An 18,916-nucleotide genomic window follows, 5' to 3' on the forward strand; every position below is an offset into this window, starting at 1 on the left:
GTCGATGGCACTCTCTGAAGAACGAATCCTGGATGCAGCTATTGAGGTGTTGAACGCCTACGGACTGGCCTCCACCTCAATGCGGCAGATCGCTAAAGAAATCGGGGTGCAGCCAAACTCGATTTACTGGTACATCAAGAGCAAACAAGAGTTGCTGGCGAAAATTGCCGAACGCATCCTAAATAGCAGCGATCAGCACAGCCAGGCCTCCCCAAACACCCCGCAGCTCGCGGCCGCACAAATCCATCGCTTGCTGCTGGAGTTCCGAGCGAACATGCTCTCGATCCGAGACGGTGCGGAAATCGTCTCCCTGGCACAAGCCTTGCAGCACGCCCCCTTGCAGCCAACACAACAGATCACCGAGCTGCTCGCCACCAGCACCGATCAGCGGGCCGCCGAATGGGGCGCCCGGGCCCTGGTGCACTACGCCTTGGGCTTGGTGGCCGGTGAACAAAATCAAGGCGAACTCCGCCGCGCCGGCATTCTCGACTCAGCTGAACCGGAGAGCGAAACCGCCACTGAATTCAGCTTTGGCGTGCAGACTATTCTGCGCGGCCTGGGGCTACCCGCCGAACAAGACTAGCCGTTTCCAGCCTTGGCCCCCCAGCTGCTTGCGCTTGACGACTCAGTGTCCGCCCCGCCTGGTTCCGCAAGGCCGCGAGCAGTGCGGTTACATTTGGAGAGGATTGCGAGCTCCGCCGAATCGCAACTAAAACAGTTCGATGCGCATCCCTACCGCTGAGCGGCACGGCGACCACACCAGGCGGCAGAGCTGGCCTACCGAGCCGAGGGAGCAGCGTGATGGCGAGATCGTGTTCGACAAAGCTGATCATTGAAGCGAATTCGCTGGCTTCGTAGATATTCGAAGGCTTGAGGCCGAGAACCTTCTGATAACTGGCAAACCAGCCCCGGTACCCCGGGTCATCGTCGGGAGTCAGCACCCAGGCCTGACCCGTCAGCTCAGCTAGCGCAAGTGAGCGAGCCCGAGCGAGCGGATGGGCGGCTGGAAGGACGACGTCGATTGGGTCGATACCGAGCAGTTGCTGGCGGATCAGCTCGTCGCGATGTGTCGAAGCTTTGCCCCATTCTTTGACAATCGCAGCATGAACCCTTCCAGCCCGAAGACGATCTAGGGCTTCTGCGGGCTCCAATTCCTGAGGCTTGAGTCGCAGCGACGGGACGCTGCCCGCGAGCTCCGCGATGACCGGAATAAGAAGACCCCGTAACCCGGTGGGAAATGCCGCGACATCGACCGTCCCGGATGGTTCCGGTGTTGTCGCGGAGGCCAAGTCCTCAAGTTCGAGAAGCACCGAGCGCCCCCGTTCAACCAGGGCACGAGCCCGATCGGTGAGGATGATGCCCCGACCAAGCCGTTCAACCATTGGAGTGCGCAGTGCCGCCTCCAACCGCCGTAAGTGCTGGGTGATATTCGACGGCGCATATCCCAGTTCACGGGCGGCCCCGGTAACGCTGCCGGTATCTGCGATAGCGATAAGTACTCGCAAGCCAAGAACATCAACCATTCACTTATTCTAAATAGATAGCTGCCATATCTTGTAATAGACATGAATAATATCGAGACCGCACGATAGTTTCATGCCAATGAGTAGACAACTCGTCAGAGAATCGCCCGCCAAGACTGGCGTTAGCCGCGCAACGGTGCTGCTGACGATTGCTATGGCAGGCTGGGGCACCATCGGCCTCTTTGCTCAGGGCGCAAAAACGGACCCAATTACCATCGCGGCGTGGCGATGCGTTTTCGCGGTTGGCTCACTGATCTTAATGTCTTTGCTCGTCGGCGCTTTCCGGGCAAGCCGCTTCACCGCCAGGGCGGTTACGCTTACCCTCGTCGGCGGCATCGCTCTGGTAGCCAACTGGATCTTATTATTCGCTGCCTTCGACGCCACCACGATCACCATCGCAACGGTGAGTTATCACATGGAGCCATTCTTTCTCGTCGCGATCGGCTCCATAATCGCGCGACGCGCACCGTCAAGACTCTCGATCTGCTGGTTACTTATCGGCTTTACCGGGCTAATTTTCACCACCCGCTTTCTCCGCTTCGACGGGCTGGCCATTGACAGCACGTCTTTGATTGGCCCGCTCGCTGGCCTCGGTGCGGGCCTGCTGTACGCGGTCGCGACTTTGCTCGCTCAGCGCACCGAAGGTATCCACCCTCAAGTGATGACGCTCATGCAGTGCGCGCTCGGAGCGCTCGTACTGCTGCCTTTCGCCGGCATGCTCGATTGGAACGGCACGAGCTGGTGGTGGATCGCCGCGATGGGCATTATTCACACAGGCATTCTGTACTGGTTTCTCTATGCCGCGGCACGGAAGGTCTCAACGATCACCCTGGCGGCCCTGTCCTTCGTCAATCCGGCGGTCGCAGTGCTCACCGACATTCTGCTGACTGGCAAACTACCCACCGCCGAGCAGCTCCTCGGAATCGCTCTGATTATTGCCGCGACTTTAGCGGTTACACTCGGTCCAGCGAATCAACGGGATCGCCCGCACAACCCAAAGACGTAAGGCACAGCATGAGCCCGGGCGGCAGACTCAAGACAAGAGTCCCGATAGCCGGGGCAACCGGACTGGCGGGCCGGGCGGTATGCGCAGCGCTAACAGCACATCCGATAGAGGTGGTACCTCTCAGCCGGGCACACGGCGTGGATCTGCTCAGTGGCGAGGGACTAGAGCGACTGACTGGTTGCGATCTCCTCATTGATACCTCGAACGTCACCGCGGGAAGCCTGTCGCGTGAGATCGCGACGGTGAGGGCGGCGGAGCGGCTCATCCAAGCGGCCTGCGATTATCGGGTCGGACGTATCGCTATCCTTTCGATCCTAGGCATCGACCATCCGGGGTTCAATGAATTCGCCTACTACCAGGCAAAACGCGAACAGGAACGCCTAGCGCGCAGCGCACCGTTAGAGTCTGCGATTGTCCGCTCTTCGCAGTGGTTTGAGTTTGTGATGAATCCAGCCGCCACCGCACTTCACGATCACCAGGTCGAGGTCGCGGACTGGCTCATCCAACCCGCAGCCGTATCTACAGTCGGCAAAGCTCTCGCTGAGGTTGCCCTGGCATCGACTACCGGCATCGTTTCGATTGCTGGCCCGGAACCAATTTGTCTGCCCGAGCTGACCAAAAGATTCCTCGCCGCCCGTGGCGACCGACGGAAGGTCATTGAGATCCCGCCGCGGTTACCAGCGTTCGGCTCCGGAGCGCTGCTCGCCAACAGCCAAACCACACTACTCGAACCAACCTTGACTGATTGGCTGGAGGAAACCAGGGCGTCGGAGCTCTGAAGCAGTACGGCAGCTAATACTCAGGGCCTTCGCTCAGCCCGCAGCCAGGCCCTTAATTCTTTCAACCACCCGCTGAAGAGATTCCAGCCCCTCCGGGTAGGCGGTGTTAGCGATGCCCAGGCCCTGCCCATGTAACGAGGCGTTGTAGTACATGCCATCACCAATCAGAATGATGGTCTGAGCAATCGCCGGATCAGCTACCTCCTGTTTGATTAGCTCAAACCAGCGGAGCTGGATCCCCGCAAATACCGTTCGCACCCGCTCCTCTTGTCCTTGAGCGAGCCTGAGCGCGGCGACAATGGTGCGATCCAACTCGGAATCGGTCTGACCAGAGGTGCGGATGTAGTATTTTGCCGCTCCCTCGGGAGCCTCAGCCATCAACGATAAATCCGCTTCGGCCAGCCTTTCCAAACGCTCTATTAACCCCTCGCCAAGAGCCTCGCGGCTGCCGAAGTGGTACAGCAATCCGCCCTTTGACACACCCGCCTCGGCGGCTACCGCTTCCAGCGTCGCAGCACGCTCGCCATCGCTCAGCAGCAGCGCCTCGAATGCCCTGAGGATTCGATCCTTGGCGGTTGATGTTCGGGGCATACTTCCCTTCTCTCCTGTCGAAAGCACAATACCGGGCCATAGCAAGCAACGTCGAATGAGAGTTAAGTCTCCTTGGCACCATCTTGATTACTATACCGTCCAGACGGTACAGTAAATATATCAACTTCGACCAGGAGCATTTCCATGTCCACCCCGGCATCCACTCATCAGCTACCCGCTCAGGCGCAAGCACCCCGTGCCACAGCTCGCAACTGGCTGGCACTCGCGGTGCTAATGCTTCCGGTCCTACTGGTCGCCGTCGACAACACCGTGTTGTCCTTCGCAATCCCTGAGATCTCAACCAGCCTCTCGCCGTCCGCGCCAGAACTACTCTGGATTGTCGACGTCTACCCCTTGGTCTTAGCTGGCCTGCTGGTATCGATGGGCTCTTTTGCCGACCGCGTCGGCCGCAGGCGCTTGCTCTTGATCGGTGGGGCGGGCTTCACCCTGGTTTCGATCTTTGCCGCGTTCGCTCCGAACGCCGCCTGGCTGATTGCCGCGCGCGCTCTGCTCGGTTTCTTCGGTGCCATGTTGATGCCTTCAACCCTTTCGCTGATCCGGAACATCTTCCTCGACCCCCGGCAGCGCCGCACCGCGATCGCGGTCTGGGCAGCGGGTTTCTCCGGCGGTGCCGCCCTGGGTCCGATTGTCGGAGGCTTCCTGCTTGAGCATTTCTGGTGGGGCTCGGTCTTCCTGCTCGCCGTCCCGGTGCTGATTCCGTTGCTCGTGTTCGGGCCGATCTTCATCCCAGAGTCGCGGGATCCGAAGCCGGGCAGAATTGATCCGATCAGCATTGTGCTGTCTTTCACCGCGATGGTTCCGCTGGTCTTCGGTATTAAGACTTTTGCCACCGAGGGTCTAGGGCTTGGATCGATACTGCCCGCCTTGATCGGCCTGCTGAGCGGCTGGCTCTTCGTGCGCCGACAACTGCGTCGCGAAGACCCGATGCTGGAGATAACCCTGTTCCGCAATCCAGTGTTCAGCGGCGCGGTCCTAGCGAATCTGCTAAGCGTGTTCTCGCTGGTCGGCTTCTTGTTCTTCATTTCCCAGCACTTGCAGCTGGTTTCCGGCTTGACCCCGCCACAAGCTGGTCTAGCCCTGCTGCCCGGGCTGGCGGTAACCATCCTCGCTGGCCTGTTGGTAGTGCCGCTGGCTCGACTGGTGAAACCGGTCTGGTTAGTCACCGGCGGCTTGCTGCTGAACGCGGTCGGCTACGCCATGGTTGCGGCTTTCAACCCGCCGCCGGTGGCGGTACTGCTGATTGCTTTCGCCGTACTGGGCGCCGGCATTGGTGCTGCCGAGACGATCTCCAACGATCTGATTCTCAGTTCGGCGCCGGTCGATAAGGCTGGGGCAGCCTCGGCTATCTCGGAGACCGCCTATGAACTGGGTTCGGTGCTCGGTACCGCGATCCTCGGCTCAATTCTGGCCGGGGTGTATCGCGAGCATTTGCAGTTACCCTCGGGTCTGGCCGCCGAAGCGGCCAATAAGGCCGAAGGAACGCTGGGCGGGGCACTCGAAGTTGCCGGTAAATTGGGCGACGACGCCGCTGCCGCGCTACGCGATTCGGCGATGACAGCATTCGACCAGGGCGCTGCGGTGATTGCAGTGGTTGGCGTGGTGCTGATGCTTGCCGCAGCTGTGCTTTCGATCGTCACGCTACGGCGGGCCAAAGCCAGCTGAACTAACTGAATCAGCTAGCTGGTTGCTGGGTTTTTAGCTTTTCTTGGCTTGGGTTGCTCTGAGCCTGCGACGCACCTCGCGTCCGCGCACGCCGATTCCGATCACGTGTAATAGAGCACCCAAGCCGAGGAAAGGCATCCCCGCCCACATCAGGCCTGAGTTACCGACATTCGCCCCAATAATCGTCATGATTAGTCCGACCGCGAGCAGACCCATCGCGGAAAAAACAATCACTCGGTAGGCGAGGCCTGAGGATTCCCAGAATTCATTGAGCACTCCCCCAGTCTAATTGCTGCTGATAAGCCGAGGAACTTCTGCAGAAACGGTGACAGAGGGCTGTCGCTTGGCACCCTGAGACTGAGGACATGACTTCCTTAACTTCCTCAGAGCTAACTGCCTCAGAACTGCAAATTTCAACTTCCGGGCTAGACACCGTGGAAGAGACGCTCGCGGCGGACGCTACTCTCGCCGAGACCTTGGCTCGGCCATATCCAGCCAGGGAGGACTTCGAGGGTTGGCGACAACTTCGCGAGTCCGGGCCGCTCGGCTCCCGCCCCCTTGACCAACCAAATATCCAAGAGAGCCAGATCGCTGGCGTGCCGGTCCGGTTGATTGAGCATCAGCAACCGCTCGGCAGTTATTTGCATTTCCATGGCGGCGGCTGGTCGATGGGTTCCCACCGCAGCCAAGACGAACGGCTGCTTGAACTCTCGAATGCCACCGGCTTGACCGTCATTAGCGTGGGCTACCGACTAGCGCCGGAACACAGCATCCGCGAAGTAATAGCGGATTGCCTTGCGGTGAGTCGCGAAGTGTTGGGTTCGACAGCACTGCCGGTAGCGATTGGCGGCGAGTCTGCCGGCGCCCATCTGGCCGTCTGCACCTTGCTCGGACTGCAGAAAGCGGGACTGCCTGCCCTCGTTGGCGCTGTGCTGACTTACGGACTGTACGATTTTGCCGGGACGCCGGGACGCCGTTTCAGCAATCCGCGATACGAACAGCTCATTGAGACTGTTGCCCCGGAAAATGAGGTACCTGATCTACGCGCTCCTTGGCTTTCCCCACTGTACGCACCGCTCGACGATCTGCCACCGGCCCGGTTCATGGTCGGCAGCCGGGACGCGTTGCTAGAAGACAGCCTGTTCCTGGCAGCTCGCTGGCAGTTACAGGCACCGATCGAACTGGACATCGTGGCCGGCGCCGCTCACGCTTTCACCTTATTGGATACCGCGACGACCCGCGCCGCAAGGGAACGGGAATATGACTTCTTACGAGGAATCATCGGCGGCAAGGCGCGGTAGATTAGCCAGATGAACCGCTTGGAGCGGCTTTACGCCATCGCCGAAGAACTGCGCGCCGCCGCGCCACGGCTGCTCACGGTGAGTCGGTTGGCTGCTCAGCATCAAGTCAGCGAACGCACCATCCAGCGTGATCTGCAAAGTCTGCTCGCCTCCGGTCTGCCGGTGCGCTGGCAGGAAGGCCGTGGCGGTGGCTGGACGGTTGATCCCACGATGAGCCTCGCACCGATCAATCTGAGCGCTGAGGAAGCCAGCGCACTCTTACTCAGCGTTTTGGGGGCTGATCCGCACACACCACTGGCTCAGGCGGCACACAGTGCACTCGCTAAGATTCGCGGCGTGCTAACTAGTCAAACCTTGGACGCCCTCAATGGCTGGCAACAGCGGGTGGTCAGCAAGGCGGCAAGTGAACCAACACCAGCTGACGACGTGCTTGAGGTGATCCAGCGATCGGTCAGCAGCCTGACCGCGGTCGAACTTGACTATCGAGATGCCGAGCAACGGGTGAGCAGCCGCGTCGTCGAGCCAGTTGGCCTGCTGATCGCAAGCTCACAATGGTATCTCATTGCTTTTTGTCGCAGCCGTCAGGCCATTCGAGGCTTCCGCTTGGACCGGGTACTGAAAGCCAGCTTAGGCAACGAGAAAGTCCGGCATCGTGATCTGCGTGAGGTGCTGAGCGCCGAAGGCATGGAACTGCGGTAAGACGACAGAACAGTATGCCCAGAACAGTGCCCCTAGGACGATGCGGCTAGAACAGCGAGCTTTGCACCGCGGGAAGTTCGGATTCGAAGTCGCCTAGCTCGATCACCCGGCCCTTCAGCTCCCCGAGGTTAGCGACGAAATTGCTGCCATCCAACTCCAGCAACGCAAAGGAGCCCAGCAGCGCCTTCAAGGGTAGGCCGTGATCGCCGGAATCTAGGGCGATCGGATAACTTTGCGGTGCACTTGCGCTGAGGAACCCTGCTGTCTGCGCGGGCAGCGCGAAGCTCTGCTCAACTATCTGGAAACCTTCAAGCGCGGCTCCGCTTAAGAACTCTCGAACTCTGGCGGCTTGTTCGGCATTGTGCTGAGCCACCGTCTCAAGTTGCCACGGTTCGGTCAGAGAACCAAGTTTATTAGCGGAGCGAACCAGTTGCGGCAACCCGGCTCCCTCGCTGACCGCATCTTCCAGGAGCCGTACGATGCGGCCGTCGACGGCATGAGCGACGTACTGCGCTGCCACCGCGCCCTGCTCGGCGAGCCTGACGGTTTTGCGCAGGTCCGAGGCGGTACCGACCTTGGCAGCACCATTGGCAAAGCTCGCAACGTAAAGCCAATGCGGCTGGGCTAGATAGGCCCGCAGACCTTCCGGCGCCACCCCTGAACGATGAAAGTCATGCATAAACCGAAAATCGTCCCGGGCAAAGCAAGCACCACACTGATAGCCGCGCTCTGCCAGTGCAGCCTGCGGACAGGGCACCTGCTCAACCGAAGTAGCCGGCGGTGTTGCCGTCCCAGCGGCGGTCGGCGAGCCCGGCTTAGTCTCGGCTTGAGCCAGACTGAGTCGGGAGAACCCCAGGCAATGACGCCGTCCGTCCAGCACTCGAAAACCCAGCGTACGGCCGAGGGCTAAGTCAACATTCCCTTCGAAGCCCTGCAGACTCGGCCGGCCCTTAGACCAGTCAACACCGCGAACGAGCATTAGCTAGCGGGCTGCACGCCAAAAGCGACGGCGAGCTTCATGATCTTCTGTGCGCGACCCAAACGTGGCAAGTCGGAGCCGTCTCTGATCACGCCACCGCGGGCATCAAAATCGGCCATGAAGTCGGTGGCCCAGGCGACATCCGAAGGTGCCGGCGAAATAACTTCATTGATCACGGTCGCCTGATCTGCCTGCAAGCAGAGCTTGCCGGTCATTCCCATCGAGACGGTGATGGCTGACTGCTCACGCAGCACCGGATGGTTAGTGCCGACCGTCGGCCCATCGATCGGTCCGGGCAGATTTCCGACCCGGCTAGCCACCACCAGTTTGGCGCGCGGGTAGGCCATTGCCTCTCGATCGGCTGACATGCCGGTGTCACGACGGAAGTCTCCGGAGCCAAAGGCCAGCCGGAAAGCCCCCTCCGCTCGGGCGATGTTATTAGCTTCCTCAATGCCGATGGCCGATTCCACCAGGGCAAGCACCCGGGTTTTACCGTCGAGCCGATGGTAGGTCTCCTTGACCTGTTCGGCGCTCTCCGTCTTCGCCAGCATCACTCCGAGCAGACCCGGAATATTGCGCAGCTCGGCGACATCGTCGGCCCAGAACTCGCTGCTCACATCATTGATTCGCACCCAGGCTCGGCCGCCGCCGCGCAGCCACTGCGCTACATCCTGGCGAGCCGATGATTTGTGCGAGGGGTCCACCGCATCCTCAATATCCAGCACCACGGCATCGGCACGCGAGGCGAGCGCGGCGTCAAAGGTCTCCGGCTGGGTGGCCGGAACCAGCAGCCAGGAGCGCGCAATCTCGGCGGGCACATTGCGAATTCGAGGCAGCGGAGAGGTCAGTGGGGCAGTTTGACCGGACAGACCGGTATCACCATAGGCGTCGGAAGGCATGTATCTACCGTAACGCGCTGATCTCTATGGCGCGATTTTGCGCCAAAGATGACCCGGATCAGGCCGGTCCAAAACTTCTTTGCGATTCCTTCACCATTAGGTCAAAAACTGGCCGGAAGCGGTTTTAAGCTGGATTTACCAATCGAAGAAAGGCAGTATTCCGATGACAATGACGATGAAAATTGAAGTCGTTCCGATTCCGGTCACCGATGTGGATCGTGCCAAAGCTTTTTATGTTGACCAGGTCGGCTTCAATGCAGATCACGACCACAGGGTCAGCGAGACGCTTCGTTTTGTCCAGCTCACCCCACCAGGTTCGGCCTGCTCAATAGTGCTTGGCGAAGGAGTGGTTGAAATGGCGCCCGGCCAGCAAAAAGGCGTCATGATGGTGATTGAGAGTGCCGATCAGACGCTCGCAGAGTTACGCGGTCGCGGCGTGGAAACCAGCGAGATCGTGGAGATGGACTGGGGCAGATTCATCTACTTCGCCGACCCCGACGGTAATACTTGGGCGCTTCAGGAACTTCCCGACTACGCCGCCGCGAAACAGACACCGGCTGAGGCCTGAGCCGCGTTCAACTGCTACAACTGAAGCATGACATCTTCCAGCCGCACCACCTCCAAGACACAGTTGTTGATGGATGTGGACACCGGAATCGATGATTCCCTGGCGTTGATTTACCTGTTGGCCAGCGATGAGGCCGAAATACTCGGTATTAGTTGCACGGCTGGCAATGTACCAGCCCGGCAGGTTGGGATTAATAATCTGGCCTGGCTGGAACTGTGCGGACGCAGTGGCATCGAGGTTGCCCTCGGCGCCGAGGTGCCACTGCTAGCCCCGCTGATGACCACCGAGGAAACCCACGGGCCTCAGGGAATTGGCTATGCCGAGTTACCCGCACCGCGTACCCGGCTCTCGGCTCGGCACGCCGCCCAGCTCTGGATCGATACCGTTCGAAACCGGCCCGGCCAGGTGGTCGGGCTGGTGACCGGGCCGCTGACCAATCTGGCCCTGGCGATTAAACTGGCCCCTGAGTTGCCGACGCTGCTCAAGCGACTCGTCGTGATGGGCGGCGCCTTCAATCATCCAGGCAATACCACCCCGTGTAGTGAATGGAACATTGCAGTCGATCCGGAGTCCGCGAAACTGGTTTTCGACGCTTTTTCTGGTCTCCCGGCCCAACAGCAGCCAATCATCTGTCCACTCGATGTGACCGAAAGCATCGTAATGACACCGCAGCACCTAGTTGCCCTCGCCGAGGCCGCTGGCAGTAGCCCGATTACGCCGCCCTCGCCCGCAGATACCAAGGGGCTGCGCTCAGCTACCTCGAATCCGCTGATTCGCCAGCTCATCGATGCGGTCAGGTTCTACTTTGAGTTCCACCAGGAACACCAGCAGGGCTACATCAGCCACATGCACGACCCTTTCGCCGCCGCGGTCGCCCTCAACCCGGAGATTGCCAGCCTGCGGGCGGCCACCGTCGACGTCGAGCTTTCGGGCGCGCTGAGCCGCGGAGCGACAATCGCCGACTGGCATGGTCTTTGGGCCCGGCCGAGCAACGCCTGGGTGGCGTTGACGACCGATCCGGAGGCCTTCTTCGAGCAGTTAATTGAGCGAATCGGCCGCTTTGCCCGGAATATCCCCTCGGCAGAATGACTTATCCCGTTAGATGAGCTCAAATTCTCAAGGGGGCAAGATGTTCGTTATTTCATTGAACTATCTGGTTGAGTTGGAGCGGGTGGACCGAGCCATTCCGGCTCACACCGCGTGGCTGGAGGAAAATTTTGCCGACGGAGTGTTTTTGGCCTCGGGCCGCAAAATACCGCGCACCGGAGGCATCATTTTGGCTGCCGGAGTTGACCGGAAGGAACTGGACCGTCGATTAGCGGCCGACCCGTTTCAGACCGCGGGAATTGCTGAATACTCGGTCACCGAGTTCGAACCAAGCAAGTTCAAAACTGGCCTTAGCCTGAACTGAAGGCGCTAGCCTAGCAGCCGGCACCGGCGGATTTGCTTCCGGCGCTATTTCGCTACGGTTACCGGCAGCGGACGACTCAGTGGAACCGCCAACAACGCCGCTAATAAGCCGACAGCACCGGCTACCACGAATGCCGTGCTGACGCTCTGCGCGGTGGCGATAGCACCGGCAATCGGCCCGCCGAGCATGATTCCGACATCCCACAGCGAGGTCATGCTGCCAATGGCCATGCCGCGGCCCTCCTGCCCGGCCTGGCTAATGGTGAGCTTTGAGGTTGCCGGGTAGACCAGACCCAGACCAGCTCCAGCCAAAATCAGCGCCAGCAGGGCAAGCCAGAGCTGGCCGCTCAATCCGAAAAGCACCAGGCCTAAACCCTCTAGGACAAGAGTGCCAGGCAGCATCACGCGAGACGCAAAATAGTCCACCAGCGAGCTGCCGAGTAATCGGATGAGCAAAAATGCCGCCGAGAAGACGGCCAGCCCATAGCTCTCGGCGCCCTGCCCCTGAAGATGCAGGGCAATAATTAGCAGTGCTGAGATGGTGCCGTAGCCAAAAGCTCCCATCCCCAGTAGCGAACCGGACTTCAAAGCACGGAAACTAAGAAACCGGAACGCCGGTTTTGTCGAGGAACTCGGCCTGGTAGCAGGCGCGGAGATCACCAGAAGGAGTGCAATCAGCGGCAGGATTAGCACTGCTGCCCAGACCCAACCATCACCGCCAATCGCGTTCAGCGCGGTGGCCAGCAGCGGTCCCAGCGACAGACCGGCCCACATCGAAAGTCCGAAACCGCCAATAGTACGCCCCGGCTGAGCGAGTTCAACATCCTTCAGCAGCCAGCCCAGGGCCGCTGAGAACAGCGCCCCCTCGCCGAGGCCCATCAATACCCTGGCAAACATCACCGTCGGGATGTTACCGGCGTAGAGAAGTATCCAGGCTGCCAGCGAGGTAGCCAGCGCACCGGCCACCACCATTGCCTTACCGCGTCCAATATCGCCCAGCCAACCGGCAAAGGGACGGATCACTGCGGTACCGGCAAAAGCCAAGCCAACGGCGAGGCCGATGGTGAATTCGTCGGCGGCAAATCGTTGAGATAGGTACAGCGGGAGCTGTTGAAGCGTGGCCCCAAGGGCTAGATAGCCAGCCAAAACGGCGAACCACAGTCGACGCACCGGCGGCTTCGCGGAACTGGCCAAGGATAGCGAACTGGTCATAGACAACACGGTACAGTTCTGTACTATTTAAGTACAGAACTGTTTTCTCTTTTGTTTAGCGGAAGGAAAAGATGCCAAGCCTCAGCTCCGGGCAACGGCTGACTCGGGCCAAGATTCTGAGCACCGCGCGCTCCTTGTTCTACCAACGCGGAGTTAACGCGGTCGGCGTGAACGACATTGCCGCGCAGGCAAAAGCTTCAAAGCAAAGCCTTTACCGATACTTTCCCACTAAAGAAGCCCTGGTGGCGGCTATGCTCGCCGAGCACAGCGCAGACATCCACCAATGGCTGGAGAGCCACACCGCCGATGCCGTCCCCGGGCCGGAGCGGGTACTTTCGGTTTTTCGACTGCTGATCGAATGGTTCGCCAGCCCCGGATATCAGGGCTGCGCGGTGATCAATACGGTTACCGACACGCGCGCAGAACCGGCGGTGACCGCCATCGCCCGAAAGCATTTAGGACGTTACCGCGCCCTCCTCGAAACCCGACTGACTGAGGCGGGTTTCTCACAAGTTGAAACACTGGCCCGACAGCTCATCCTGCTGATTGAGGGCGCAAGTGTGGTGATGACCATCGAGCCGACGACTCAGCCGGGGCGCGATGCGCTCTTCGCCGCTGAAACCCTGCTCAAAGTCGGCTCAGCTAGCTAATCAGCATCGACAAGCCGGAGACTTCTTCGTTCTCGTCAAAATCGACCCGCACTTCTTGAGTATCAAGCGCTCCTGCAGCGTCCGCACGCGCTAGGAAGGCGCGCAACTCCCCCAGGCTCAGAACATTTGCGTCGAAAGTTAGTTCAAGCTTCATTCCAAGTGGCATGGCTACAGTATGGCAGCTTGATTCGGCGGCCGGATAGAGGCATTTTCTCGTTTGCTGGAACGGGATCGGCTCTCAGCCAAAGACCGCCGGCAGTAGCAGTACCATTCCGCAACTCCAGCATAGGTGCAACACGATGGAGGAGATCAACCCCTCGGTCCGCTGCTTCTCCCGCTGCGCGGCCAGTCCGATGATCAACGCGGCAAAGACCAACAACGGGATCCCCATTGCGGCGGTGACCAATAAATAGAGCACGATCGAAATCGTGCCAGCTTGCCGGACCGAGAAAAGGGCCTGGTCAAGGATCAATTGGCGAAAGAAAAGCTCCTCCCCCACACCGGCTAGCACCGCGACCAGCAAGGTCAGCAGCAACGGGCCTTGGCGGGCATTGTCCAGCAGACCCTGGACCGGAATCGCTAGCCCCGGCACACTCTTGACGACGAGCGCACCGAGAAGAAAAACGCCAAGCAAGGAAAGTCCCCAGAGCGCCCCGCGGCCGATTGCTTGAACCGGGCGAGGGCCCAGAATTGCCGCCCGGTTCCCCCAAAGCAGCCAAGCCACGAAATACACTGCAGCCGCAGAGAAGGTGCAAAGATAAAAAAGGCCTCCACCTCGAGAGGTCTTAGTGGAGAGAAAAAGCAGAACGGCGACTGCGAGTGCGGGGATTCCCACGGTTATCAGCTGTCGACTCAACTCGCGAGGGGCCCGGCCGGACTGGGAGCTATTCACTGCGTCCTATCGGTTCTGAACTCGAGACATATGATTGAGCCTAGTTAACCAGGAGGCTTTTATGAACCCAGGATCGTTCGAGGTCAGAAGAGCAACGGTTACCGGCGGCACCGGTTTTGTCGGGTCACAGCTGATTTCCGAGCTTATTGAGCGTGGCTGGGCGGTGCGGGCGCTATGCCGCAGCCGAGCTAAGGCGCTGAAAACGGCCTGGGGTGCCGCCATTACACCGGCTGGACAGCCGGCCGGGGCGGGGCAAGTCGAGGTCATCGAGGGTGACGCTCGTCGTGAGGAAGATTTGGACGCCAGCCTGAGCGGTAGCGAAGTGGCTTGGTATTTGCTTCATTCAATGGCAACAGCGAAGGATTTTCGGCGTGCCGAATCGGATATCGCAGCCAAGTTCGCTCGTGCCGCCTCACGCAATAATCTTCAGCGCATCGTCTACCTCGGCGGTTTGCATCCCGAAGGGGAGGAACTCTCCGAGCACCTCGCCTCGCGCGTCGAAGTAGGAAAGATCCTGCTTTCATCCGGTGTTCCTACCGCGGTCTTACAAGCTGGCGTGGTGATTGGCACTGGCTCGGCGTCGTTCAAAATGCTCCGGCATTTAGCCGAGCGACTGCCCGCCGCGATCGGCCCTCGGTGGCTAAAGAATCTGATTACCCCGATTAGCGTCCGTGATGCCGTTTACTACCTCGCCGGGGCAGCTGACCTGCCCTCCGAGGTGAGCCGGTCTTTTGATATTGGCGGACCAGAGTCAGTTCCCTACGCCGATTTGATCAAACGGTATGCGAAAGCCGTCGGGCTGGTTCCTCGAACCGTACTCAGCGCACCGGTGATGACGCCGAACCTCGGCTCGCAGTGGATAGGCCTGGTCACCCCGGTGCCAAGCTCTCTAGCCAAGCCGCTGGTGAACAGCCTGCTGCACGACACAGTCGTCAAAGAGCGCGATATCGAAAGCTACCTGGGGAAACCTCCGGCGGGCCTTGAAAGCTTCAACGATGCCGTGGCCAAGGCAACGCAAAAAGTTGACACCAAGAGGTGGCCAAAAACATTCCTTGGCACAAGTGTTGCGGTGCTCGGCTGCGCTGTGGCTGGCTCCATCCTCACCGATCCGAAGAGCTCCTGGTACCGGAATCTGAAGAAACCAACGTGGCAACCTCCGCCCCTAGCTTTCCCACTGGTGTGGACAGCGCTCTACGCTGATATCGCGGCCATTTCCTCCCTGGTAATCGCCGATGCCGAGGAGAACCAGCAGCATTATGAGGCAAAGAGGTATAGGGCGGCGCTCGGGCTAAACCTGGTGCTGAATGCTAGCTGGTGCGGCTTGTTTTTTCGCTCTAGACGACCGCTGCTAGCGACCGTCGGGGCAGCAGCCCTGGCCGCGAGCACTGTGGATCTGGTGATCCGGGCCACGAAGTCCGCGCCGCAACGCGGCATCGCTTTAGCTCCCTATGCCATCTGGACCTCCGGGGCCGCCGTCCTCAGTGCAACGATCGCCCGGCTCAACCGCTAAGCAAGCGCAGTTGCTGCCAAAGCCACAGGGGCACCGGTAAAATCCAGCTAAAACCCAGGCGATGTGCAGCTTTTCGAAATGTCAGGTCACAAGCATTATGAATTCCTCATAATGAGTAATCTTAGGTAATTTCTTCATCAAGTTACATTAATTAACTAGAGGTAATTTTATTTGAATATCTGAATCCACGGTGATTGTTTATTAATTGTCAGATCATAATTTTCACCTCAGATAATTCAAGGAGATATGAAATGCTCAAATCACGTATAGTTGCGGCATCAATCGTCGGTTCCGTGGTGGCCGCCGCGTTTATCGGAGCCCCGGCGGCCCTTGCCACTGGAGCCCCAGCTTTCGATCGGAAGCCGTCGTCGTTGGCTACCATCACCGTTGCCGATACCGACCCGGCCAAGCCTACCTATGTCGGGCCAACCCAGAACACCTTGTCACGAAGCGCACTAGCTGCTCCAACCGCGACCTTCCAGGTGAACTACACCGGTTTTACCCCGGAGGCTCAGGCGGCTTTCCAGCGGGCTGTGGATATTTGGGCCAGCAAGATCAGCTCGCCGGTACCGATTACGATTGACGCAAATTTCTCGGCCCTCGCCCCGGGGGTTCTCGGCCAGGCTGGAGCCAGCGCACTGTATAAGAATTTCCCAGGCGCCGAGAAGACTGATACCTACTACGTCGACGCGATCGCCAATAAGCAAGCGGGCAAGCAGCTAGACCCGTCGGCAGACATTCAGGCCAGCTTCAGCAGCTCGTTCACTAACTGGCACTTCGGGGCTGAACCGGCACCCGCTGGGAAGTATGATTTCACCAGTGTGGTGCTACACGAGTTAGGCCACGGGCTCGGCTTCCTAGGCGCTGGCAACGTCTCAGGCACTAAGGGAACGGTTCGCTATCAGAACACCCCGATCTCCTACGATCTTTACACCAAGGATTCCGCTGGGAACGCGCTAACCAGCTTTGCCAACAACTCCTCCACCCTGGCCACAAAATTGACCAGTGGGAATCTGTCCTTTGACAGTAGCCAGGTCCGAACGGCGAACAACGGCAACGCCGCGAAGATCTACGCGCCCTCCTCTTGGGAAGGCGGCAGTAGCTACTCCCACCTTGACGAGAGCACCTACCCCGCTGGCAATCCGAATTCGCTGCTGACTCCGAAGATCGGCAAGGCCGAGACCATCCGCGACCCGGGAAGCATCACTCTGGCCATTTTGGACACCATCGGCTGGTAATCTCAGCTAATGTCACGGGTGTAATCGGCAGTACGAGTAACCTTCAGATCTAATTTCATCAGGTCTCTCGGTGCGACTAGTAACTCGGGCGAAATCTTTTAGTTAGCTGTAGCGCATGGTGGTTCCGCTCTTGAGGTGGAACCACCATGCGCTACAGCTTTCTCAAATCTCTCATTCCCAGCAGATCAAAAAGTCTTTGCTAGTCTGCGCTCTGAGTCGACCCGCTGAGTCGACGCCCATCTGACTCACAACCCGGTCTTTTCCAGGCTAAGCCGGTGAAAGACCGCCACTTGCGCTCCCGACTGACGGAGCATTGTCAGTTCATCATTAACTGCCCTGGCTAGCTCCAGATAACTCAAGTCAACCCCCTCAACCAGTTGCGGGGCGGCTACTTCGACCCGGCCAAGGCGGTTCTCGGCGTGCAGCAGTGGCGGCGGAGTTACCACGGCCCAACCGAGGTCGGCAACTTGCTGCTCCAGATACTGCACTGCCCTCAAGTGGGCTGTCGCGAAGGGCTTCAACCGGGCAGGGAAAAGTTCGCTGCTATCCATCACCAGACCACCGTCAGGGTGCCGTAGCGTCGCGGCGAGACCGATCGTCACCAAACGTCGGATTCCGTTCACTCGCATTGCCTCGACCAGCCCCTGTGTGAGATCCCGGTAGAAGTTCTGGTCGAAAGACTCAAAGGAGTCCGGGGGCGCACTAAAGGGCGTCACCGCGCTCACTACCGCTTGATGTCCGGTCACCAGACCGGTCAGTTTTTCGATCGACCTGACGTCACCCAGGACGGCAGTGAGTCCCGGCCGTTCTATGAACTGTTTTTGTGCGAGTGATCTGACCACTCCAGTAACTTCCCAGCCTCGCTCTAGTGCATCCTGCACTATTGCGCCGCCAGCTCGACCTGCCGCCCCAAAAACCAAAATCTTAGTCATTGCTGCTCCCATCGGAAATACCTCGAAGAGCCTCAACGCTATGACGGTAGTACCTTGTTACTTCAACGAAACAGACTCATGACCAAACAATCAATACAGATCTTCGACTCGGCTTGCCCGCTCTCAAGTTTTCCAGCACAGCTAGGCAGCAAATGGCAGACCATGATCCTACTATCGCTCGCTGAGCAGCCAAAGCGATTTACTGAGCTTGAGGCAGGTTTAGCCAAGGTGACTAGGAAAGTACTTAGCGAGACCTTACGCCGCATGGAGCACGATGGTTTCGTACTCCGGACGGATTTCTTCGATAACCCACCTAAGGTTAGCTACTCCCTCACCGAACTCGGCCTCAGTCTGTTGCCACTGATCGAAGCTAGCCGGGAGTGGACACGGGAACATTTCGCTTCGGTACTCGCCGAGCGCGAACGGCGCAGTTCAGCTGATTAGGTGAGCTGGATGGGGTGCCCCCCTGCAAAACCCCACCCAGCTGGGCTGGTTTCAAAGCCCCCAAATGTCAGCGGCAAAATACTATACTGCCTGCCGCTCTGAAACCCTCCCGACAAAATGAATAGCATTAATTAATGACATTCCGCGCCCTCAGGTGATTACAAAACTGAAACAGTTTGCTGTTAAATCACGGGGATCGTTTCTTTCGAACGTGATGAATCGCCCGGCGCGGAAAGTTCAGCTGACTTCCTGAATCGGCTGTCCGCTGCGATAGCTCGGCTGTTTCCGGCCCCAAATGAACCACCCCAGAGGACCGAGGAACGGGAAGGCGAAAACCACCAGGATCCACAGGACTTTGCCGCCCCCGGTTAACACCCGCGAGCTCAAGACCGAGATCAGGGCCGAGATAAACAGCACCAAAAGGGCAATGCCAACCACGATCAGCCCGACCACCAGAGCGACTCCCAGGGCCTGTTCGGCCGAGTTAGCCTGTTCGGCCGCCAACACTGCTTGGTAGATCATTTTCTGTTCTCCTACTGGTATGTTCTGCGTCTTAATCGCCTATACCTCCAGATAATCACAGATCTCACGAGCGAACGT

Annotated in this window: 23 protein-coding genes; 13 read left to right on the forward strand and 10 right to left on the reverse strand. The window is 59.1% G+C overall.

Translation table 11 applies throughout. The features are described from left to right. The first annotated feature begins 4 nt into the window (after positions 1 to 4). Positions 5 to 583, forward strand: coding sequence for a TetR/AcrR family transcriptional regulator (locus tag UM93_RS10190; RefSeq protein WP_045075399.1), 579 nt, complete (start codon positions 5 to 7; stop codon positions 581 to 583). Here the strand turns inward: UM93_RS10190 and UM93_RS10195 are convergent. After that, positions 543 to 1,523: a LysR family transcriptional regulator gene (locus UM93_RS10195; RefSeq protein WP_045075400.1), complete on the reverse strand. Its 981-nt coding sequence runs from the start codon at positions 1,521 to 1,523 to the stop codon at positions 543 to 545. The genes UM93_RS10190 and UM93_RS10195 overlap by 41 nt on opposite strands. A gap of 79 nt (positions 1,524 to 1,602) precedes the next feature. Between UM93_RS10195 and UM93_RS10200 the strand changes: the two genes are divergently transcribed. Both UM93_RS10200 and UM93_RS10205 read left to right on the forward strand, forming a co-directional pair. Continuing rightward, positions 1,603 to 2,529 (forward strand): DMT family transporter, encoded by a 927-nt coding sequence (locus UM93_RS10200; protein WP_162183381.1) that lies wholly within the window; start codon positions 1,603 to 1,605, stop codon positions 2,527 to 2,529. An 8-nt stretch (positions 2,530 to 2,537) separates the two neighbouring features. After that, positions 2,538 to 3,308 (forward strand): SDR family oxidoreductase, encoded by a 771-nt coding sequence (locus tag UM93_RS10205; RefSeq protein ID WP_045075402.1) that lies wholly within the window; start codon positions 2,538 to 2,540, stop codon positions 3,306 to 3,308. 33 nt (positions 3,309 to 3,341) lie between these two features. On the opposite strand, the gene UM93_RS10210 is transcribed toward UM93_RS10205, so the two are convergent. Next, a complete protein-coding gene (locus UM93_RS10210; protein WP_045075403.1) occupies positions 3,342 to 3,899 on the reverse strand; it encodes a TetR/AcrR family transcriptional regulator in 558 nt (185 codons plus the stop codon). A gap of 144 nt (positions 3,900 to 4,043) precedes the next feature. Between UM93_RS10210 and UM93_RS10215 the strand changes: the two genes are divergently transcribed. Then, positions 4,044 to 5,582, forward strand: coding sequence for an MFS transporter (locus tag UM93_RS10215; RefSeq protein WP_045075405.1), 1,539 nt, complete (start codon positions 4,044 to 4,046; stop codon positions 5,580 to 5,582). A 33-nt stretch (positions 5,583 to 5,615) separates the two neighbouring features. Here UM93_RS10215 and UM93_RS10220 read toward each other — a convergent pair whose 3' ends face one another. Then, the gene (locus tag UM93_RS10220; protein WP_045075406.1) at positions 5,616 to 5,858 is read right to left on the reverse strand and encodes a DUF3188 domain-containing protein; all 243 of its coding nucleotides are present in this window, start codon (positions 5,856 to 5,858) and stop codon (positions 5,616 to 5,618) included. A gap of 89 nt (positions 5,859 to 5,947) precedes the next feature. On the opposite strand from UM93_RS10220, the gene UM93_RS10225 reads away from it, so the two are divergent. Beyond that, complete coding sequence (locus UM93_RS10225; RefSeq protein ID WP_052663732.1) at positions 5,948 to 6,883, forward strand: alpha/beta hydrolase; 936 nt, start codon at positions 5,948 to 5,950, stop codon at positions 6,881 to 6,883. Between the two features lie 9 nt (positions 6,884 to 6,892). Beyond that, positions 6,893 to 7,582 (forward strand): helix-turn-helix transcriptional regulator, encoded by a 690-nt coding sequence (locus tag UM93_RS10230; RefSeq protein ID WP_045075408.1) that lies wholly within the window; start codon positions 6,893 to 6,895, stop codon positions 7,580 to 7,582. A 46-nt stretch (positions 7,583 to 7,628) separates the two neighbouring features. Here UM93_RS10230 and UM93_RS10235 read toward each other — a convergent pair whose 3' ends face one another. Next, positions 7,629 to 8,561 carry a DUF2797 domain-containing protein gene (locus UM93_RS10235; RefSeq protein ID WP_045075410.1) on the reverse strand — a complete coding sequence of 311 codons (933 nt, stop codon included), beginning with the start codon at positions 8,559 to 8,561 and terminating at the stop codon, positions 7,629 to 7,631. Continuing rightward, positions 8,561 to 9,460, reverse strand: a complete 900-nt coding sequence (locus tag UM93_RS10240; RefSeq protein ID WP_045075411.1) for an HpcH/HpaI aldolase/citrate lyase family protein — start codon at positions 9,458 to 9,460, stop codon at positions 8,561 to 8,563. Before UM93_RS10240 ends, UM93_RS10235 begins: the two co-directional genes overlap by 1 nt. Before the next feature lie 169 nt (positions 9,461 to 9,629). Between UM93_RS10240 and UM93_RS10245 the strand changes: the two genes are divergently transcribed. From UM93_RS10245 to UM93_RS10255, 3 genes are read left to right on the forward strand one after another with little or no spacing between them, the layout of a single operon-like run. After that, complete coding sequence (locus UM93_RS10245) at positions 9,630 to 10,028, forward strand: glyoxalase superfamily protein (protein ID WP_045075413.1); 399 nt, start codon at positions 9,630 to 9,632, stop codon at positions 10,026 to 10,028. 27 nt (positions 10,029 to 10,055) lie between these two features. Next, positions 10,056 to 11,117, forward strand: a complete 1,062-nt coding sequence (locus tag UM93_RS10250) for a nucleoside hydrolase (RefSeq protein WP_045075414.1) — start codon at positions 10,056 to 10,058, stop codon at positions 11,115 to 11,117. A gap of 40 nt (positions 11,118 to 11,157) precedes the next feature. Further along, positions 11,158 to 11,439 (forward strand): YciI family protein, encoded by a 282-nt coding sequence (locus UM93_RS10255; protein ID WP_045077222.1) that lies wholly within the window; start codon positions 11,158 to 11,160, stop codon positions 11,437 to 11,439. A gap of 44 nt (positions 11,440 to 11,483) precedes the next feature. On the opposite strand, the gene UM93_RS10260 is transcribed toward UM93_RS10255, so the two are convergent. Beyond that, a complete protein-coding gene (locus UM93_RS10260; RefSeq protein WP_045077224.1) occupies positions 11,484 to 12,650 on the reverse strand; it encodes an MFS transporter in 1,167 nt (388 codons plus the stop codon). Between the two features lie 71 nt (positions 12,651 to 12,721). On the opposite strand from UM93_RS10260, the gene UM93_RS10265 reads away from it, so the two are divergent. Next, positions 12,722 to 13,300, forward strand: coding sequence for a TetR/AcrR family transcriptional regulator (locus UM93_RS10265; RefSeq protein WP_052663734.1), 579 nt, complete (start codon positions 12,722 to 12,724; stop codon positions 13,298 to 13,300). On the opposite strand, the gene UM93_RS17690 is transcribed toward UM93_RS10265, so the two are convergent. Together UM93_RS17690 and UM93_RS10270 are read right to left on the reverse strand one after the other, a co-directional pair. Next, a complete protein-coding gene (locus UM93_RS17690; protein ID WP_157874129.1) occupies positions 13,293 to 13,466 on the reverse strand; it encodes a hypothetical protein in 174 nt (57 codons plus the stop codon). The genes UM93_RS10265 and UM93_RS17690 overlap by 8 nt on opposite strands. 72 nt (positions 13,467 to 13,538) lie before the next feature. Continuing rightward, positions 13,539 to 14,135 (reverse strand): CPBP family glutamic-type intramembrane protease, encoded by a 597-nt coding sequence (locus UM93_RS10270; RefSeq protein WP_052663735.1) that lies wholly within the window; start codon positions 14,133 to 14,135, stop codon positions 13,539 to 13,541. A gap of 118 nt (positions 14,136 to 14,253) precedes the next feature. Here UM93_RS10270 and UM93_RS10275 point away from each other — a divergent pair, with 118 nt between their 5' ends. After that, positions 14,254 to 15,702: a tryptophan-rich sensory protein gene (locus tag UM93_RS10275; protein WP_045075416.1), complete on the forward strand. Its 1,449-nt coding sequence runs from the start codon at positions 14,254 to 14,256 to the stop codon at positions 15,700 to 15,702. Positions 15,703 to 15,953: 251 nt separating this feature from the next. Further along, on the forward strand, positions 15,954 to 16,940 hold the full coding sequence (locus UM93_RS10280) for a hypothetical protein (RefSeq protein ID WP_045075417.1): 987 nt from the start codon (positions 15,954 to 15,956) through the stop codon (positions 16,938 to 16,940). 245 nt (positions 16,941 to 17,185) lie between these two features. Here UM93_RS10280 and UM93_RS10285 read toward each other — a convergent pair whose 3' ends face one another. Continuing rightward, the gene (locus UM93_RS10285; RefSeq protein WP_045077228.1) at positions 17,186 to 17,872 is read right to left on the reverse strand and encodes an NAD(P)-dependent oxidoreductase; all 687 of its coding nucleotides are present in this window, start codon (positions 17,870 to 17,872) and stop codon (positions 17,186 to 17,188) included. A 78-nt stretch (positions 17,873 to 17,950) separates the two neighbouring features. Here UM93_RS10285 and UM93_RS10290 point away from each other — a divergent pair, with 78 nt between their 5' ends. Next, positions 17,951 to 18,316, forward strand: coding sequence for a winged helix-turn-helix transcriptional regulator (locus tag UM93_RS10290; protein ID WP_045075418.1), 366 nt, complete (start codon positions 17,951 to 17,953; stop codon positions 18,314 to 18,316). A gap of 237 nt (positions 18,317 to 18,553) precedes the next feature. On the opposite strand, the gene UM93_RS10295 is transcribed toward UM93_RS10290, so the two are convergent. After that, a complete protein-coding gene (locus UM93_RS10295) occupies positions 18,554 to 18,838 on the reverse strand; it encodes a PLD nuclease N-terminal domain-containing protein (protein ID WP_045075419.1) in 285 nt (94 codons plus the stop codon). Between the last annotated feature and the right edge of the window lie 78 nt (positions 18,839 to 18,916).

It is taken from the genome of Psychromicrobium lacuslunae (genome assembly GCF_000950575.1).
Taxonomy (GTDB): Bacteria; Actinomycetota; Actinomycetes; order Actinomycetales; family Micrococcaceae; genus Renibacterium; species Renibacterium lacuslunae.

Coding starts and splice junctions, on each gene's coding strand:
- UM93_RS10205 (WP_045075402.1), top strand. CDS start 2,538: ATGAGCCCGGGCGGCAGACTCAAGACAAGAGTCCCGATAGCCGGGGCA.
- UM93_RS10290 (WP_045075418.1), top strand. CDS start 17,951: ATGACCAAACAATCAATACAGATCTTCGACTCGGCTTGCCCGCTCTCA.
- UM93_RS10215 (WP_045075405.1), top strand. CDS start 4,044: ATGTCCACCCCGGCATCCACTCATCAGCTACCCGCTCAGGCGCAAGCA.
- UM93_RS10265 (WP_052663734.1), top strand. CDS start 12,722: ATGCCAAGCCTCAGCTCCGGGCAACGGCTGACTCGGGCCAAGATTCTG.
- UM93_RS10210 (WP_045075403.1), bottom strand. CDS start 3,899: ATGCCCCGAACATCAACCGCCAAGGATCGAATCCTCAGGGCATTCGAG.
- UM93_RS10285 (WP_045077228.1), bottom strand. CDS start 17,872: ATGACTAAGATTTTGGTTTTTGGGGCGGCAGGTCGAGCTGGCGGCGCA.
- UM93_RS10240 (WP_045075411.1), bottom strand. CDS start 9,460: ATGCCTTCCGACGCCTATGGTGATACCGGTCTGTCCGGTCAAACTGCC.
- UM93_RS10200 (WP_162183381.1), top strand. CDS start 1,603: ATGAGTAGACAACTCGTCAGAGAATCGCCCGCCAAGACTGGCGTTAGC.
- UM93_RS10275 (WP_045075416.1), top strand. CDS start 14,254: ATGAACCCAGGATCGTTCGAGGTCAGAAGAGCAACGGTTACCGGCGGC.
- UM93_RS10295 (WP_045075419.1), bottom strand. CDS start 18,838: ATGATCTACCAAGCAGTGTTGGCGGCCGAACAGGCTAACTCGGCCGAA.
- UM93_RS17690 (WP_157874129.1), bottom strand. CDS start 13,466: ATGCCACTTGGAATGAAGCTTGAACTAACTTTCGACGCAAATGTTCTG.
- UM93_RS10260 (WP_045077224.1), bottom strand. CDS start 12,650: ATGACCAGTTCGCTATCCTTGGCCAGTTCCGCGAAGCCGCCGGTGCGT.
- UM93_RS10230 (WP_045075408.1), top strand. CDS start 6,893: ATGAACCGCTTGGAGCGGCTTTACGCCATCGCCGAAGAACTGCGCGCC.
- UM93_RS10245 (WP_045075413.1), top strand. CDS start 9,630: ATGACGATGAAAATTGAAGTCGTTCCGATTCCGGTCACCGATGTGGAT.
- UM93_RS10225 (WP_052663732.1), top strand. CDS start 5,948: ATGACTTCCTTAACTTCCTCAGAGCTAACTGCCTCAGAACTGCAAATT.
- UM93_RS10255 (WP_045077222.1), top strand. CDS start 11,158: ATGTTCGTTATTTCATTGAACTATCTGGTTGAGTTGGAGCGGGTGGAC.
- UM93_RS10235 (WP_045075410.1), bottom strand. CDS start 8,561: ATGCTCGTTCGCGGTGTTGACTGGTCTAAGGGCCGGCCGAGTCTGCAG.
- UM93_RS10250 (WP_045075414.1), top strand. CDS start 10,056: ATGACATCTTCCAGCCGCACCACCTCCAAGACACAGTTGTTGATGGAT.
- UM93_RS10280 (WP_045075417.1), top strand. CDS start 15,954: ATGCTCAAATCACGTATAGTTGCGGCATCAATCGTCGGTTCCGTGGTG.
- UM93_RS10195 (WP_045075400.1), bottom strand. CDS start 1,523: ATGGTTGATGTTCTTGGCTTGCGAGTACTTATCGCTATCGCAGATACC.
- UM93_RS10190 (WP_045075399.1), top strand. CDS start 5: ATGGCACTCTCTGAAGAACGAATCCTGGATGCAGCTATTGAGGTGTTG.